This is a genomic window from Pradoshia sp. Z3_51, assembly GCF_058215915.1.
The window spans coordinates 118,258-132,800 of sequence record NZ_JBZAJC010000003.1 but is presented as its reverse complement, the minus strand read 5'-3'; the positions used below and the strand labels follow the sequence as shown (position 1 = coordinate 132,800).

The following is a 14,543-nucleotide window of genomic DNA, read 5'->3' as shown; positions in this document are numbered from 1 at the left end:
CTTTCCCCTAAATATGCTAAAATATTCGAAGTGCATAAAAATAGTGTATGTATTTAAAGAAAGCCACCTGGCTTTCTCATTTTTTTGAATTAAGCAAAGTACAGGGTTTGGAGGAATAAGGATGAATAAGAATCTTAATCACTATTTACAGACTCTTGTACCTTCCCGAAATGATTTATTAAGTGAAATGGAAGAGTATGCAAGGGAAAATGGTGTTCCGATTATGGAATTAACCGGTATGGAGTCTATGTTACAGATTCTAAAAATCCAAAAGCCGCGAAAAATTTTAGAAATTGGAACAGCAATTGGTTATTCTGCTTTACGAATGGCGTATACGCTGCCAGAAGCTTCAATACTGACAATTGAAAGAGATGAGGAACGTATTGAAAAAGCTCATCATTTTATTGAAAGAGCGGACATGAAGAGTAGAATAAAGATTATAAAAGGTGACGCCCTTGAGACAGAATCAGCTGTCTCTCCAGAAGGACCTTTTGATTGTATATTTATCGACGCAGCTAAAGGACAATATAAACGTTTCTTTGAAATATATGAAAAGTCTTTGGCAGAGGGAGGAATTATCCTTTCCGATAATGTTCTCTTTAAAGGCTTGGTGGCTCTTGAACAGGAAGAGATTGAATCTAAACGAACAAAAAATTTAGTTAATAAAATAAAAGGCTATAATGAATGGCTCATGAATAAGGAAAACTTTGATACTGTCATTATCCCTGTCGGGGATGGTTTGGCTATCAGTATTAAACGAGGTGAAAAGGCATGAAAACCCCTGAGCTATTACTAACACCTACTAAGGTTGAAGATATCATCCCATTAATTGATGCAGGTGCAGATGCATTTGTTATAGGGGAACAACGTTATGGACTGAGACTGGCTGGAGAATTTAACAGAGAGGCTGTTAAAGAAGCAATCCAGCTAGCCCATTCAAAAGGAAAGAAAGTATATGTGGCTATGAATGCCATCTTCCATAATGAGAAAGTGGACGAGCTGCCCGATTATTTGCGTTTCTTAGATGCCAATCAAGCTGATGCTGTCATCTTTGGAGATCCAGCTGTTTTGATGGCTGCTCGTGAAGCAGCTCCGAACCTGCCACTGCATTGGAATACAGAAACAACAGCGACCAACTGGTTCACGTGTAATTACTGGGGAACAAAAGGAGCTAAGCGTGCAGTCCTTGCCCGGGAAATTAATATGGACGCTATCATTGAAATTAAAGAACATGCCAAAGTCGAGATTGAAGTACAGGTGCATGGAATGACAGCCATGTTTCAGTCAAAACGGACGCTTATCGGGAATTACTTTAATTACCAAGGCCGCAATATGAAAGTGGATAGCCTGGAGGATCAAAAAAGCTTATTCCTGCACGATCCTGAGCGTAACGCTAAATATCCAATCTTTGAAGATGAAAACGGCACTCATATTATGAGTCCGAATGATATTTGCATTATTGATGAATTGGCAGAAATGCTCGATGCTGGGGTAGACTCCTTTAAAATTGATGGAATCTTAAAGGATTCTGACTATCTTATTGAAGTAACCAAATTGTATCGCGAGGCAATTGATTTATATGCAGAGAATCCGGATCTATACGAAGATAAGAAGGAAGAACTGCTGCAGAAAGCTGAAGAAATTCAACCGGCAAACAGATCGCTGGATACAGGCTTCTTTTTCAAGGAGACTGTTTATTAACAGGGAATGGAGGATGACCGAATGTCCGTGTCAGAAAATAAAATTTCCGAGATTATTGACGGAAAACGCGTTATTGTAAAAAAACCGGAATTACTGGCTCCTGCCGGTAACCTGGAAAAATTAAAAATCGCTGTCCGTTATGGTGCCGACGCAGTATTTATTGGCGGTCAGGAATATGGATTGCGCTCCAATGCCGGAAATTTTTCATTGGCAGAAATGAAAGAAGGCGTGGAGTTTGCTAAACAATACGGCGCTAAAATATATGTGACCACTAATATTTTTGCTCATAATGAGAACATCGATGGACTTCCGGAGTATTTAAAAGGGATTGAAGAAGCTGGAGTAACAGGTATTATAGTAGCTGACCCGTTAATAATTGAGACCTGTAAAAAGGCTGCTCCAAAGCTGGAAATCCACTTAAGTACACAGCAATCCTTATCAAACTGGAAAGCTGTACAGTTTTGGAAAGAAGAAGGGCTGGATCGTGTTGTTTTGGCACGTGAGACGAGTGGAGAAGAAATCAAGCTAATGAAAGAAAAGGTTGATATTGAAATTGAAACCTTTATTCATGGGGCGATGTGTATTGCTTATTCAGGGCGCTGCACGCTATCTAACCATATGACAGCCCGTGATTCTAATCGAGGCGGCTGCTGCCAATCATGCAGATGGGATTATCATTTATTCGCTAATACGGAAGATGGTGAAAAACCATTATTTGAAGATGAAGACCAACCGTTTGCGATGAGTCCTAAAGATTTGAAACTGGTTGAATCCATCCCAACTATGATAGAGATGGGAATCGACAGCTTAAAAATCGAAGGCCGTATGAAATCCATTCATTATATTGCAACAGTTGTCAGTGTTTATCGCAAGGTTATAGATACTTATTGTGCGGATCCGGACAATTTTGTTTTCAAAGAGGAATGGATTACAGAGCTCAATAAGTGTGCGAATCGGGAAACAGCTCCCGCATTCTTTGAAGGTGTACCAAGCCATAAGGAGCAAATGTTTGGCAATCATAATAACAAAACAACGCATGACTTTGCCGGGCTTGTCTTATCGTATGATGAAAATACATCTATAGTCACGTTACAGCAAAGAAATTACTTTAAACCGGGAGACGAAATTGAATTTTTCGGACCTAATATCGAAAACTTTACGCAAACAGTCGGAACAATCTGGGATGAGGACGGCAATGAATTAGATGCTGCAAGACATCCGCTTATGACTGTCCGCTTAAAAGTCGATCAACCGGTTCATCCATATGATATGATGAGGAAGGAGAACAACTAAAAATGACTAAGCCAATTGTAATTGGGGTTGCAGGTGGCTCGGGTTCAGGGAAAACGAGTGTAACAAAAGCAATCTATGAAAAATTCAAGGGTCATTCCATCATGATTCTAGAACAAGATTATTATTATAAGGATCAAAGCCATCTTCCTTTTGAGGAACGACTAAAGACAAACTATGATCATCCATTGGCTTTTGATAATGATCTATTGCTGGAGCATATCAACAAATTGCTTCGTTATGAAGCAATTGAAAAGCCGGTTTATGATTATGCTATGCATACACGCTCTGAGGATGTAATTCCTGTTGAACCTAAGGACGTTATTATTCTCGAGGGAATCTTGGTACTTGAAGATGAGAGATTACGCGATATAATGGATATTAAACTATTTGTTGATACCGATGCAGATCTTCGTATAATACGTCGTTTAATGCGTGATATAAAAGAACGGGGCCGTTCAATTGATTCAGTCATTGAACAATACACATCTGTGGTACGTCCTATGCATAACCAATTTATTGAGCCTACTAAGCGCTATGCGGATATTATTATTCCTGAAGGCGGACACAATTACGTGGCTATTGATGTAATTGGTACTAAAATCCAAACGATTTTGGAGCAAAAATCCCTTTTATAGGAATATTTTGTTTTTACACCAATTTCCATAAAAATAACAAAAAAGTTACTCATTTTTGAAAAAATTTTGATAAAATTAATAGACAAATCGATAAAAAGAAATTAAGCTAACAATGAGTGTAAATTGCGCGTTCGATTGAGAACGCGCAATTCCTATACCAATAAAGGTATATACATAGTTATTAAGTGCATATATATACACATGATCACATGGAGCGGTTGGTGCTGCATGGTGAAAGTACAGAAGGAGTGAAATTTTTTGGCTACTGAAAAAGTATTCCCAATGACTAAAGAGGGAAAAGAAAAATTAGAGAAAGAATTAGAACTTTTAAAAACGGTTAAACGTAAAGAAGTTGTAGAACGAATTAAAATTGCACGCAGTTTCGGTGACTTATCCGAAAACTCTGAGTATGACTCTGCTAAAGAAGAACAAGCATTTGTTGAAGGAAGAATCACTACACTTGAAAATATGATTAGAAATGCACAAATTATTGAGTCAGGTGCATCTCAGGATGGAACGGTTACATTAGGAAAATCCGTAACATTTAAAGAATTACCTGATGGTGAAGAAGAAACTTATATAATTGTCGGTTCTGCAGAAGCTGACCCATTTGAGTATAAAATTTCAAATGATTCTCCTATTGCCCGCAGTTTAATGGGAAAAAAACCAGGTGATGAAGTAACGGTTTCTACTCCAGGTGGAGATATGGAAGTCGTAATCGTATCCGTTCAATAATTTGAAATTTAAGAAAGAACCAGCAAGGCGCCTATTTTAGGTGCCTTTTTTATTTGTTCAATTATAGTTTGAAATAGGCAAGCCCCGTCGAAACTGGTAACAGTAAGGGGTGTGTTAAATGAAAAAAAGAATATTGGGGACAGGAATTATTTTTCTATTGCTGTTTACTTTATTAATAGCCAAGCTGGTACATATACAGATAGTGAAGCCAAAGGAATATTCCAAACACCGGGTAAATTTATTAGAGAATAGTGTGAGACAAAGAATTGACGAAATCACTTTGGATGATGGGAGAGGTGGATTTCTTGATAGAGAAGGTAAGTCGATATCCTATCAGGACAAATCGGTGTTAGTACTCTTTCCATTTGTTAAACATTTAGATTGGCCTGCAGATAAAGTGGCAGACATTCTTGAGATAGAGAAAGAAATACTACTACAAAGGCTAAAGAGTGAAGAGGAACCATTTATTTATGAAAATAAAGGTATAACAGAATTAACAGATAGCCAAATTGCGCAAATTAACAATCTTCATATTCCAGGTATTATAGGTGTAAAGAAGAGAGAGGTTATAGCAAATCCTTCAGCAAGCCATCTTCTAGGGTCCCTGACATTAAATAAGAATGAAATAGATGAAGCTAATAAAATAGGCTATACACCGGTTGATTATCAAACAAAAGTAGGGAAAACAGGATTGCAAAAAGCCTTTCAGATCTTCCTGCAGGGTAATGGCAGTAAAAAACTAGTTTATCACAAAGCAGCCAATGGACTGCCAATGTTTGGAGTGGATATCCGTTATTTGGACGAAGGTCAATCTGGTGAAAGAATTAATATACAGACTACTTTGGATCAGGACTATCAAAAACTTGCAGAACAAGTTGCTGATGATAGTGGGCTGAAAAAAGGCGGAATCATCATTTTAGATGTTGAGACTAATGATATTCTGACTATGTTTTCCACACCGCTTGTAAATAAAGATGTAAACAATGAGGGTAACCATAATCAAATGATTACTCCACAGACTCCTGGTTCCGTATTTAAAACGGTTATAGCAGCTGCTGCCATAGAAGAAGGCCTAAACCTGAATGGAAGAGAATTTAACGGTAATTTGGATCATTTAGGGCGACCTGTTGATAAAAATACAGGAAGATTGCTAGGAATGGTTGATTTTAAGCGAGGGTTTGCATTAAGCAGCAACCAAGTTTTTGGAGTTCTGGGAAAGGAATTGGCAGATAAAAATCCGAATCTTATTGAAGAGTATGCTGAGCGGCTTGGCTTAATTCAACCAATTGGGTGGAATGGAAGTGTATTCCATACATCTCTCATTAAACAACTGCCGGAAGAAAAATCTGGGGTCATATGGACAGAATCCTCCATGAAGAAGGATGAGAATTTTGTGGCGAATACATCGATTGGTCAACTAAATGTAAAAGTAACTCCGCTTGCCATCGCCAATATGATGGCCACGATTGCCAGAGGCGGTGAAAGAATGATGGCTAGAGCTGCCACTAAAGCGGTCGATGATGACGGATTAACCATTGCCACCTTCAAAGAGCAGCCTATAGAAGGTAAAGCCATTTCAAAAATAACAGCCAGCAAGCTACAGCAATTATTAAGAGGAGTAGTAACAACAACAGGGAAATATGCCACTGCGGGTAATCTACATACAGCCAAGTACGATGTTGCTGGTAAGTCAGGAACAGCAGAAATTGGGGCCAAGGAAGATAAAACAAAACAGATGTACAATAAATGGTTTGCAGGTTATTTTCCTTTTCAAAAACCTAAATATGCGATGGTGATTGTAAATCTGGATACAGCGAGCAAGTCGGGTGCGGTAACTCCTTTATACTTACAAATGGTCAATGGGATACATGCAATTAATCAAAAAAGAGGCCTGGAATAAAAAATATGACGAAAAATTGAATAACTTTTAGTGATTACCTATCCATGTTAAAATAATCTTTATTATAAATTTGAGGAGGAAGTGTATATGGATAGGCAAGATAAATATCCTTCGCGTATGGATAAACGTCAGGATAAAAAGGTAAACAAAGTCTACAATATACTGATTACAGTTGTCGTTCTCCTTATTGTCGTTGTGGGAGCTACTATATTTTTAGGTAATAATGATGAACCGGCAAGTCAGAAGGCTGATACCAATCCTGAAAGTAATCAATCGGCAACCAATAAAGAAGACGAAGCTGACAAAGAGGAAGCTGACAAAGAAGAAACTGCAATGAATGAAGATGAGCAAGCATCTGAGAATGAGGACGAAGAGGGCCAAGATCAAGACCAAAACGCTGATCAAGATTCCTCTGAATCTGAAGATGCAGTAGAGTCTGAGAAAGTTGAAGAAACAGCTTCTGATGGAAATGTGGAAGAAGCGTATTCTGATCCTTCATGGAAGCCAGTAGGTACGGAACAAAGTGGAGAGCATGTTACACAATACGAGAAAGGTTCCACTGATTGGAATGAAATGGAGCAAGCCATTGCCTATGGAGCTGGCATAGATCAAAGTAATATGACCTTATGGTATTTACAAAATGGCGGTGAACCGAATAAGGCAATTGGTACTGTATCACCTAAAGATGGATCAAGCACGTATCGTGTATATATCGAATGGGTTGATGGTGAAGGATGGAAACCGACAAAGGTAGAAAAACTTATAAAGAATGACAAAGCTAGTTAACCAAATAAAAATACTTTTAAAGCTGCCGTGTTTGGCAGCTTTTTTGATTGTTACTTTTAAGGGAAATCCAGATAATTTGAAGAGTGGAAATACAAAGAGGTAATCGTAGCCATTTCAAAAAGGATGTATCATGTCAGTCAATATCTCTTAAATGTGTTCGAATCTCGGATGCGGTTTTTGTGGGATTTTCACATTGGAAAATAATATATCTATACTTTTTATGTCCTTGCAATTCTATGATGACCAACGGTATCCTACCGCTGTATGAAAGAAAATACCATTCATTCTGATATTTATAACTTCCTTCATAAATATTTAAGAATGAAATAGAAGAACCAGGCATCCGTATCATCCATGTAGGAGCATCGAAATAATCTACTAAAACATTTTTTATTAGAGGGTAGGGCATTTGAATCTTTTGTTTTAAAGCAAAAAAAGTTGTCAAACCTGTAAGAGTTAAAACCAGTTCCTGCTTATCGTCATCAAACTTTATTTCTCTCCCCATATATAGCACCTCCTATTATTCATTTCTGTAGGTCATCATGGCGTTGCCGCACCAAGTAGTGTACTTAGGCCTTTAATCCCTAATAAGCTCCCTACGGTGCCTCCTCTTATGCTTCAGAGGCCTAAAAGATGTAGGTCATAAAGATGTTGCCACAGGACGTGCCGATTTTAGTCTTTGTTCCTTAATATACCCGTTTTTGGGTTTTTAGTTAATCTAGGGCAAGGCCCTTCAGCTTTTTATTCAATCCAGCATCGACTCCTAGTCCCTCGAGACACAAGCAAATACTCTGCGGGAGGGAAGAGCGTCTCCCTCCGAGTATTCGTCTTATGCTTTTCGGGCCTGAACAGTCGTCTTAGCTTTTTAGTTAATCTAGCTTCAGGGCCTAACCGCTCGAGTCATAAGTGTAGCTGCTGCGGGAGAAAAAAGCGTTCTCCCTACGCAACTCCTCTTATGCTTGTCGCGGCTGAGCAAGGCCCTTCAGCTTTTTATCTAATCCAGCTTCAGGGCCTAGGAGTTCGGGACATAAGCATAGCCTCTATGGGGGAGAAACATCCCCTTCGAGCCTATGTCTTATGCGGGCCAACAGGATGTTGGTCATGAAGACGTTGCCACAGGACGTGGCGCCTTTAGTCTTCGTTCCTTAACATGAGCCGTTTCAGCTTTTTATTCAATCCAGCTTCGACTCCTAGTCCCTCGAGTCATAAGCAAATACTCTGCGGGAGGGAAGAACGTCTCCCTCTGAGTATTCGTCTTATGCTTTTCGGGCCTGAACAGTCGTCTCAGCTTTTTAGTTAATCCAGCTTCGACTCCTAGTCCCTCGAGCCATAAGCAAATACTCTGCGGGAGGGAAAAACGTCTCCCTCCGAGTATTCGTCTTATGCTTTTCGGGTCTGAACAGTCGTCTCAGCTTTTTAGTTAATCCAGCTTCAGGGCCTAGGAGTTCGGGACATAAGCATAGCCTCTACGGGGGAGAAACATCCCCTTCGAGCCTATGTCTTATGCTCCTCACTCCTGAACAAGGCCCTTCAGCTTTTTAGTTTATAGTGTACTACGGCTGTGTATATGGGTTTGCCTTCGGGGGTGGTGTGGATTTGGTGGGATATGTGGTGTACGGATAGCATGATTGCTTTGTTTTGATCTATTTTTTGTTGGATTTGTTTTTCAAGGTTTTGAATTGAGGATGCCTCGAAAAATTCAACTTTGTCTTCAATTAGTTCTAATTTAAATTCCACTTTTTTTGCCTCCTTCATTTTCAAACTAAGTCTACCAAAAATGCCTGGAATACTCTAGTTCCAATAAAGGATTAGTGGTCTGTTTATGCAGATGATTTATGGTAAAATGGTACATGTCATTTTAATTTTTGTAATAAAGGAGTTATACTGATGAAAATTGCTATTATTGGCGCAATGGAAGAAGAAGTTGCTTATTTGCGTGAGAATATAGAAAGTGCCGAGTCTGTTGTCATTGCTAATACAGAATATACAACTGGACAGATGTTTGGTGTGGATGTTATTTTGTTAAAATCCGGTATTGGCAAAGTGAATGCTGCCATGGGAACAACTGTCCTTCTTGAAAAGTTCAAGCCTGATTTTATCATCAACACTGGCTCAGCAGGTGGCTATAACCCAGAATTAAATGTAGGAGATATGGTCATTTCAACTGAGGTACGTCACCATGATGTGGATGTTACGGCGTTTGATTATGAATACGGACAGGTTCCACAATTACCTGCAGCATTTATTGCTGATGAAAAGCTTGTATCACTTGCAGAGAAAGTGGCTGCAGGTATAGACGGGGTTGGAGTTGGAAAAGGGTTAATCGCAACCGGTGACGTATTTATGTCTGATCCTGAACGTGTTCGATTTGTAAGAGAGAAGTTTCCACAGCTTCAGGCAGTTGAAATGGAAGCAGCCGCTATTGCTCAGGTGGCTTATCAGTTTAGTGTTCCATTTGTAGTTACGCGCGCATTAAGTGATATTGCTGGCAAAGAGTCAGATTTATCATTTGATCAATTCCTGGAAAAGGCTGCGTTGCATTCAGCTCAACTGGCAATGGGAATTGTAAAAGAATTAAAATAAAATTTTGAAGTTCTGTCGAAATACTGAGACAGAACTTTTTTTGTTTTCTTTAAAAAATAATAAGATTGTTCATAAATATTACTACCATTTTGTCCATCTATTTTAGTGGTTCGCCTGCCACTATTTACATTAGCATAGGGAGGAATATCGTGTTACTGTATTACTAGTTTATTTGAAAGGTGGTAGTTTCCTTGAAAGAGAAAATGATAGATTATAAACGTTTTGGTACAACTCTCCTTATGTTTGCTGTATTTCTTTTTTTAGGATCCATATTGCCAAAGGAAGGTATGAGTGAAGTAGTAAAGGAATACTTAACTTTTGCTACTGCCGGAGTATTGGCGTTATCCGCATTGTTTTTTGCTTTATCCAAGAAATACGGGAAGTTAATACAAGACGAAGAATAGATTCTATAAAATACAGGTCAACTCATTTAATGAGTTGGCTTTTTTTTATAATCTTTTAATCAAGAATCTTTACAGGTACTTGATAAATTTATCATTGACATTGATAATCATTATCAATAATATTAATATATCAAAATAATAATGTACGGGTGGTTTCTAATGATATTGTTGACATTACATAAACTTTCTTTTTTTATTTGCTTATTCTTTGGGGTTTTACACCTGTTTAAAAAGAATAGACCGATAAAACTTACTCATAGATGGAGTGGTTGTATAGCCTTGATAAGTATATTTATATATTTATTTCAAATGAGTTCTAATTTATTTGGTTATATCATTTATATGCTTATCATTGCTCTGACAGCAATAATTCCTTTTTTAAAGAAACAAAAAAATTGTACGGCCGTTCATATAGTTGGAGGGTTAGGCTCTATAGTATGGCTTGTATTGATACATATTTAGTGGGGGAAGACAGATGAAAAAACTAATTTTACTGGGATTGGGATGGATATCTCTATTGTTTGGTTTAATTGGAATCGCAGTTCCTATTTTACCAACGACACCTTTACTATTACTGACAGCAATTTTATTCGCTGGTAATTCAGTTAAATGTGAAAACTGGCTGAAGAAACAGTCATTTTACGAAAAATATGTAGTGAGCTACCAAAGGGATGGTGGTCTTACTTTAAGAAGAAAATTAACGATTTTACTAACCGTGTATTTATTACTTCTAATCAGCGGTTTAATGGTCAATCATTTGCACGTTCGCATTGTTCTATGCGTGTTGGCAGTTGTTAAATTGATTGTTTTTATAAAAATTCCTACGATTAATAATCAAGAGGAAGTGCAACAAATATGATTCAAAAAGAAATGATGATTTATGCAAAAAAGTATGGAATCATCCCTGTTTTGGTTCAAGTTACATTATTGCAATTATTGAATGTTGTTATAAATATAGTGATTGTATTTGAGATTGCGGAATTATTTTCTGCCTTGTTCTATGTTCATAATATCGTTATGGATATGTACTACATTTTATATATTGGATTGATTATAGCTATAAAGTTCGGCTGTCATTATTACTCGACAAAGCTCACACATTATACATCATTTGAGCTAAAGCATAAGGTGCGGAGAGAACTGTTTGAAAAGCTTCTTTCACTGACCCCTCAAGAGATTACCAAACTGGAAATTAGTAAAATTAGCCAGCTCGCGGTAGAAGGTATCGAGAATATTGATGTTTATTACAGTCGTTATCTGCCGCAATTTTTTTATAGCCTGTTGACTCCTGTCCTGCTATTTGTGGTAATGGCAAAATTGAATTGGAAAATTGCGCTTATGTTGTTAATCAGTGGTTTTTTAATTCCGGTTGCCATTGTGGCCGGCGTAAAAATTGGAAAGAGAATTTTTAAAACATATTGGAATAAATACTTGGATGTTGGTAAAAAGTTCGTTGAAGGTGTAGAGGGACTGCGCACCTTAAAAATTTATAACGGAGAAAAGGCATACGGAGAGATTATGAATAAGGAAGCAGAGGAATTCCGCTATATGACGATGAAGGTGCTTAGGATGCAATTGCAATCTATCACCATTATGGATTTAATCGCCTATTTAGGAGCAGCTTTGGGAATGGTCTGCTCAGTGATTGCCTATAAAAATGGAAACTTAAGTTTAACTGGCTTTATCTGTTTTTCTCTGCTGGCGATTGAATTTTTTGTACCATTTCGACTGTTGGGATCCTATTTTCATGTAGGTATGAATGGTACGAGTGCCTTGAATTTATTATCCTCCATTTTAAAAATTGACTCGCAAAAAGAAGAACCAGCTGTTCATAAGGATATCACAGGAGATTTATGCATTAAAAATATAACCTATACTTATCCATATGCTGAAAAACCGGCTTTGCAGGATTGCAATCTTGTCATCAAGCAAAGCGAGGTGACGGGAATTGCAGGTGCTTCTGGTGCAGGAAAAACGACTATTACACATATTCTGCAACGTTTCATTGAACCGGAAAATGGAACAATTGAAATCGGTGGGACATCTTTAGCGGAACTGCCTATTGATCAGGTGCATCGATTGATTGGCTGTGTCAGTAACCGTTCCTATATTTTTGAAGGTACGATTTTTTCTAATTTAATGATGGCTAAACCAACTTTGGAGGTAGAAGAGGCAGAAGAGATTATTAGGTTTGTGAAGCTAGATCAATTTGCTGCTAACCTTCATTATAAAATTCAAAGCGGAGGGACGAATCTTTCAAGCGGACAGCGCCAAAAATTAGCAATTGCCCGAGTGCTGTTAAAGAATCCTAAAGTGTTTATTTTTGATGAAGCTACTGCCAATATCGACCGTAGTAGTGAAGATGATATTCTTGATATTATTCAAAGAATCAGCCGTCAGGGAAAAATGGTTATCATGATTACCCATCACTTGCAGCGTTTAGTAGATGCAAATCAAATCTATGTATTCTCCAATGGAAAAATAGCTGAACAAGGCAATCATCAAACACTTATGAACAATGGGAACATTTATGCAGAGCTATTTGAAGAACAACAATCAATCGGAAGGTGTGCAGTATGATTAGCAGCGGAAAGAATTTGATTCAATTAATGAAAATATTAAAGCCGCTTATTCCACATATGATGCTGACAATCCTTCTTGGTACATTAGGTTATTTGGCGGTTTCAGCCATAAGTCTTATAGGAGGGATGGCTTTCTTGGATGTAATGGGCCTTAAGGACTTTGGAAATGGAAGACTGTTGCTGATTATGATTATTACAGCAGGTATAATGCGTGCTGTTTTTCGTCTGTGCGAGCAATATATGACCCATTACATTGCATTTAGGCTTCTGGCTACTATCCGGTTTCATATCTTTAGATCCCTTGGAAAGCTTGGGAATAGGCAATTAATGAGCTTTCAAAAAGGGGAGCTTATGAATGTTATTACTAAGGATGTAGAAATGCTTGAAGTGTTTTATGCGCACACAGTAGCTCCTGTTTGTATTAGCTTTATCACAGGAATTGTTTATCTGGCGATTTTTTGGTCTTTTCATCCATTTTATGCTGTTGCAGCGTTGTTCTCATATTTGTTAATAAGCTATGTTGTTCCGAAAAGTGTGTACAGAAGCGGACAAGAAGCAGGAGAAGCTTATCGTGTTCAATTTGGCATGCAAAGTCAATATATCCTTGATCGATTAAAAGGGTTGAAGGAACTGTACATTTTTGGACAGGAGCAACAGACAATTAATCAAATTGACGAATATAGTGAGGAATTAAATAATTCTACTTTGTCCCTTAAGAAACATGAAGGTCTACTCAAGGCATTGACGGATGGGGCATTATACCTTTCAGTGTTTATACAAATTGGTATATCTATTTATTTATACGGAATTGGTAAAGTGGATGCAGGTACAGGGCTTTTAGCTATGCTGCTGCTTTATTCTTCCTTTGGTCCTGCACTAGCTTTATCGCAGCTTAGCTCGAGCCTTGTTCATACATTTTCCAGTGCTAAACGTGTCTTAGGAATCATGAATATTACTCCTGAGGTAAATGAGGGAGGCAGTCGTGAACTCGTCCATATTGGTAATATTAAATATAAAGATGTTCAATTTGAGTATGAAAAAGGCAAACATTTATATAAAAACGTTAATTTTGAATGGAGAATAGGAGAAATTATTGGCATCAGGGGAGATAATGGTACGGGAAAATCAACATTGATTTCATTACTGCTGCGGGATATTCCAGTTACGAAAGGTACCATACTATTAAATGGAGTGCCAGCCGAGGAGTATGATGCCGATTCTTACCGGAATCATTTCAGTATGGTTGATGCTCATACAATTGTATTTTCGGATACATTGCGCCGGAATCTGACGATGTATAAAAAATATAAGGATGAAGAAATTTGGGATGCTTGTGAGAAAGCAGGATTGTATCAATTTATAAAAAGTCTTCCAGAAGGATTGGATACACATCTTCAGGAATTTGGTGAAAATCTTTCAAGTGGACAGCTCCAACGATTAGCGTTGGCCAGATTATTCCTGGATGATGCCTCGGTTTTCATCCTGGATGAACCTACGACCAATCTTGATGCGTTGAATGAATCCTCCATTCTTCAGGCCATTAAAGCCCATGCGGGAGATAAACTTGTTATTCTCATCAGCCATCATCCGGAGGTACTGGCTATGGCAGACCGTATTTTTGAAGTGAGCAATGGACAAATAAACGAAATGGAATGCCAGCATTGTAAGAATGTGTAATATAGGCAGTGGGATGATATCAAGACACACTTAAACACTTGTCGGTTCATGAACAACTTGGACAAAACATGATATAAGCCTGGCATTAGAGCTGCAGAATAATTTTCTGCGGCTTTTTGCTTTGTTTAAAATTTATGATATGTAGATACTTACCCATTCTGGTTTTCTAAAGGTCTGTAATGGTCTATATTTTGGTGAAAAATAGTAAATTAAACTATAGGATTTTTATACAATTTTAGTTCTATAT

14 protein-coding genes are annotated in these 14,543 nt (G+C 37.8%); 12 read left to right on the top strand and 2 right to left on the bottom strand.

Annotated features, from left to right (window positions below):
• Positions 1–121: 121 nt before the first annotated feature.
• The 7 genes from AC4BHA_RS07825 (at position 122) to AC4BHA_RS07795 (ending at position 7,050) form a co-directional block, all read left to right on the top strand.
• Positions 122–775, top strand: coding sequence for an O-methyltransferase (locus AC4BHA_RS07825; protein WP_490558402.1), 654 nt, complete (start codon positions 122–124; stop codon positions 773–775).
• A complete protein-coding gene (locus AC4BHA_RS07820) occupies positions 772–1,701 on the top strand; it encodes a peptidase U32 family protein (RefSeq protein WP_490558401.1) in 930 nt (309 codons plus the stop codon). The genes AC4BHA_RS07825 and AC4BHA_RS07820 overlap by 4 nt, the downstream gene beginning before the upstream one ends.
• Before the next feature lie 21 nt (positions 1,702–1,722).
• Positions 1,723–2,994 carry a peptidase U32 family protein gene (locus tag AC4BHA_RS07815; protein ID WP_066105385.1) on the top strand — a complete coding sequence of 424 codons (1,272 nt, stop codon included), beginning with the start codon at positions 1,723–1,725 and terminating at the stop codon, positions 2,992–2,994.
• 2 nt (positions 2,995–2,996) lie between these two features.
• On the top strand, positions 2,997–3,629 hold the full coding sequence (gene udk / locus AC4BHA_RS07810) for a uridine kinase (RefSeq protein WP_066105382.1): 633 nt from the start codon (positions 2,997–2,999) through the stop codon (positions 3,627–3,629).
• 258 nt (positions 3,630–3,887) lie between these two features.
• Positions 3,888–4,364: a transcription elongation factor GreA gene (greA, locus tag AC4BHA_RS07805; protein WP_066105374.1), complete on the top strand. Its 477-nt coding sequence runs from the start codon at positions 3,888–3,890 to the stop codon at positions 4,362–4,364.
• 118 nt (positions 4,365–4,482) lie between these two features.
• Positions 4,483–6,264 (top strand): penicillin-binding transpeptidase domain-containing protein, encoded by a 1,782-nt coding sequence (locus AC4BHA_RS07800; protein ID WP_066105371.1) that lies wholly within the window; start codon positions 4,483–4,485, stop codon positions 6,262–6,264.
• An 87-nt stretch (positions 6,265–6,351) separates the two neighbouring features.
• Positions 6,352–7,050 (top strand): YrrS family protein, encoded by a 699-nt coding sequence (locus tag AC4BHA_RS07795; RefSeq protein ID WP_225983610.1) that lies wholly within the window; start codon positions 6,352–6,354, stop codon positions 7,048–7,050.
• A 133-nt stretch (positions 7,051–7,183) separates the two neighbouring features.
• On the opposite strand, the gene AC4BHA_RS07790 is transcribed toward AC4BHA_RS07795, so the two are convergent.
• Both AC4BHA_RS07790 and AC4BHA_RS07785 read right to left on the bottom strand, forming a co-directional pair.
• On the bottom strand, positions 7,184–7,555 hold the full coding sequence (locus tag AC4BHA_RS07790; protein ID WP_490558400.1) for a hypothetical protein: 372 nt from the start codon (positions 7,553–7,555) through the stop codon (positions 7,184–7,186).
• A 1,025-nt stretch (positions 7,556–8,580) separates the two neighbouring features.
• Entirely contained in the window at positions 8,581–8,787 is a 207-nt protein-coding gene (locus tag AC4BHA_RS07785) for a DUF2536 family protein (RefSeq protein ID WP_066105356.1), read from the bottom strand.
• A gap of 150 nt (positions 8,788–8,937) precedes the next feature.
• Here AC4BHA_RS07785 and mtnN point away from each other — a divergent pair, with 150 nt between their 5' ends.
• The 5 genes from mtnN (at position 8,938) to AC4BHA_RS07760 (ending at position 14,296) form a co-directional block, all read left to right on the top strand.
• A complete protein-coding gene (mtnN, locus tag AC4BHA_RS07780; RefSeq protein WP_140461990.1) occupies positions 8,938–9,633 on the top strand; it encodes a 5'-methylthioadenosine/S-adenosylhomocysteine nucleosidase in 696 nt (231 codons plus the stop codon).
• A gap of 191 nt (positions 9,634–9,824) precedes the next feature.
• Complete coding sequence (locus tag AC4BHA_RS07775; protein WP_077248071.1) at positions 9,825–10,037, top strand: YrhC family protein; 213 nt, start codon at positions 9,825–9,827, stop codon at positions 10,035–10,037.
• A gap of 475 nt (positions 10,038–10,512) precedes the next feature.
• A complete protein-coding gene (locus tag AC4BHA_RS07770; protein ID WP_066105347.1) occupies positions 10,513–10,896 on the top strand; it encodes a DUF454 family protein in 384 nt (127 codons plus the stop codon).
• Positions 10,893–12,617 carry an ABC transporter ATP-binding protein/permease gene (locus tag AC4BHA_RS07765; protein ID WP_490558399.1) on the top strand — a complete coding sequence of 575 codons (1,725 nt, stop codon included), beginning with the start codon at positions 10,893–10,895 and terminating at the stop codon, positions 12,615–12,617. Before AC4BHA_RS07770 ends, AC4BHA_RS07765 begins: the two co-directional genes overlap by 4 nt.
• Entirely contained in the window at positions 12,614–14,296 is a 1,683-nt protein-coding gene (locus AC4BHA_RS07760) for an amino acid ABC transporter ATP-binding/permease protein (protein WP_490558398.1), read from the top strand. Before AC4BHA_RS07765 ends, AC4BHA_RS07760 begins: the two co-directional genes overlap by 4 nt.
• The last annotated feature ends 247 nt before the right edge of the window (positions 14,297–14,543 follow it).

Excerpts from the sequence above, each read along its gene's own strand:
- AC4BHA_RS07825 (WP_490558402.1), top strand. The coding sequence starts at position 122 with ATGAATAAGAATCTTAATCACTATTTACAGACTCTTGTACCTTCCCGA.
- AC4BHA_RS07820 (WP_490558401.1), top strand. The coding sequence starts at position 772 with ATGAAAACCCCTGAGCTATTACTAACACCTACTAAGGTTGAAGATATC.
- AC4BHA_RS07815 (WP_066105385.1), top strand. The coding sequence starts at position 1,723 with ATGTCCGTGTCAGAAAATAAAATTTCCGAGATTATTGACGGAAAACGC.
- udk (WP_066105382.1), top strand. The coding sequence starts at position 2,997 with ATGACTAAGCCAATTGTAATTGGGGTTGCAGGTGGCTCGGGTTCAGGG.
- AC4BHA_RS07800 (WP_066105371.1), top strand. The coding sequence starts at position 4,483 with ATGAAAAAAAGAATATTGGGGACAGGAATTATTTTTCTATTGCTGTTT.
- AC4BHA_RS07795 (WP_225983610.1), top strand. The coding sequence starts at position 6,352 with ATGGATAGGCAAGATAAATATCCTTCGCGTATGGATAAACGTCAGGAT.
- AC4BHA_RS07790 (WP_490558400.1), bottom strand. The coding sequence starts at position 7,555 with ATGGGGAGAGAAATAAAGTTTGATGACGATAAGCAGGAACTGGTTTTA.
- mtnN (WP_140461990.1), top strand. The coding sequence starts at position 8,938 with ATGAAAATTGCTATTATTGGCGCAATGGAAGAAGAAGTTGCTTATTTG.
- AC4BHA_RS07770 (WP_066105347.1), top strand. The coding sequence starts at position 10,513 with ATGAAAAAACTAATTTTACTGGGATTGGGATGGATATCTCTATTGTTT.
- AC4BHA_RS07765 (WP_490558399.1), top strand. The coding sequence starts at position 10,893 with ATGATTCAAAAAGAAATGATGATTTATGCAAAAAAGTATGGAATCATC.
- AC4BHA_RS07760 (WP_490558398.1), top strand. The coding sequence starts at position 12,614 with ATGATTAGCAGCGGAAAGAATTTGATTCAATTAATGAAAATATTAAAG.